Annotated in this window: 1 pseudogene; it reads right to left on the minus strand. The window is 68.0% G+C overall.

Annotated features, from left to right (window positions below):
• Window positions 1-2,182, minus strand: a pseudogene (locus tag DBR10_RS19315) (hypothetical protein); the annotation flags it as partial.

The raw sequence follows: 2,182 nt of genomic DNA on the forward strand, positions 1-2,182 counted from the left end.
GTCCCCGCCCCGCCTTCAGCCGCCCCCCTGGCGAGATCCACCGTGACCCCGGCCCGCGCATCCGAATAGGCGGCGGTGTCGAAACCCGCACCGCCTACAAGGGTATCAGCACCTAGACCGCCGGTCAGGGTGTCGTCGCCTTCACCGCCATCCAGACGGTCGGCCAGGGCCGTGCCCACAATGGCGTCGGCTCCCGCCAGCGCTTCCACGAAAACGCCATGGGTCTGGGTCTCGTAGGACTGGAGATCCGCCAGCACGGTCAGGACGATATGCTGCAGATCGCTGGTATCCCCGGGTGACGGGGCGATCGAGATCACGGTGGTGGTTGAGGATAGGCCGCCACGTCCATCGTCGATCGTGATCGACAGGCTGTCCGCGCCACTGCCGGATCCCGGCGCGGTGTAGGTCAGGCTGGCCAGTTCGGCGGCGACCTTGAAATAGTCGCCCCTCAGGATCACGCTGCGGGTTCCTGCCCCACTGACCCCTGATCCCGTATCGCCGGTCGGCGCCGTAGCGGACAACAGACCGCTGGCGGCTGTGAGGGTGACGGTGACGTTGTTATGTCCGACGACTGAGCCCTGCAGACTGAACCCTAGGGACGAGGCCGTCTGTCCGGCCACTGCAGCCAGACTGGCCGGACCCACGACTTTTGTGGGGTCGTTCACCAGGATGATCATCGAGCCGCGGTCGCCGCCCGGGCCGACCATGGCTTTGATCTCGTCCAAGATCACCAGGTTGGTGACGGGGTCGGTATAGGTCAGGCTCGCCAGTCCGCCGTTCACCTCGGCCAGCGTGCCGCTCAGGATGAGGGTCTTGCTTCCCGCGCCACTCACCGTTCCGCCGCCGACCGGCGTGGCCGACAGCAGACCGGCCTGGTCGGTCAGGGTCACGGTGATGACCGGAGGCACGCCCCCGCCCGCCGGCACGGAGATCGAAAGACCATCGACCAGCAGGGGTTGGCCGACCTGGGCGATCCGCGGCGCACTCGACGAAAAGTTCAGGAACGGCTGTTGGTTGATCGGCAGGGCGAAGGTCTGGCTGGCGGTGCCGCCAAACTGGTCGCTCGTCAGGATCGTCAGGCTGTTGCTGGCGGCGCCCACAAAGGTTGGGCTGACGATGGTCAGGCTGGCCAGCTCGGCGTTCAATTCGGCAAGGCTGCCGGTCAGCGTCAGGCTGGTCGTGCCGACGCCCTGAACCGTCCCGGAGCCCGAGGCGACCGCGCTGAACAGGCCCTGAGCATTGCTGATGGTGGTGGTGAACTGCTTGCCATAGGTGACTGCGTCGCTGTTGGCGATCGCCAGGCCACTGACCGAGAGCGTTTGTCCCGACAGCTGCGCCACGGCAGAGCCGAACTGGATGGTCGGCGCGATGCCGGCCGAGACCAGCACACCGCCCGCGCCGTCGGGAGACAGGACGTACTCGGCCGCCCCGGGATTGACCAGGTTGAACCTCAGGCTGGCTCCGCCGCTGGAGACGGTCAGCACGCCGCCGCTCAACCGGCTTGTGGCGTTGCTCGTGTAGGACATTCCGGCCAGGGCTAGACTCTCGCCAGCGCCAAAGTCGACCAGCGTGTTGGAGAAGATCCCGCCATTGGCCGGCGTCGCTGTGGCATTGATCTTGAGGCCGACAGGGTTGGTCGCGGAGCCGCCGAAGGTGATGGCCCCCGAGCCGGCCGCACCGGCTGCCGCCAGTTCGGTCTGGCCGCCGTTCAGGGTCAGCCCCCCGGTGAAGGTGTTCCGGGCACCAAGGACCAGGAGGCCCGCGCCGTTCATGACCAGACCCCCCGCGCCAGTCTGGCCGCTGCGGTCATTTGATCCTGTCATGTCGGCGATGACGCCTGCGATGAGCTGGGTCTGGCCGGCCGCAGGCGCCAAGCTTATCGACTGATTGCCCTGAAGAAACAGAGCCCCGCCATAGCCGGCGCCGGCATTGGCGCCGGAGCCTCCGGCCGCAGTGCCGCCAAGCAACTGGCCGCCGATCAGGGTCAGGGATGCGCCCTGCTGGACAAATATGTCGCCACCGGCGCCAAGACCGCCGCCGCCGGCCCATCCCGAGCCAGACTTGGTGGCGGAGCCGTCGCCGCCGCCAAAGCCACCGACGCCGGCCTGTTTGCCGCCACCCCCGCCGCCGCCAAAGCCGCCGGCTCCGCCGACGCCGCCAACACCAGAGGTGGCCTCACCAC

Origin of the sequence: Caulobacter sp. HMWF025 (assembly GCF_003060965.1) — a bacterium.
Lineage (GTDB): Bacteria > Pseudomonadota > Alphaproteobacteria > Caulobacterales > Caulobacteraceae > Caulobacter.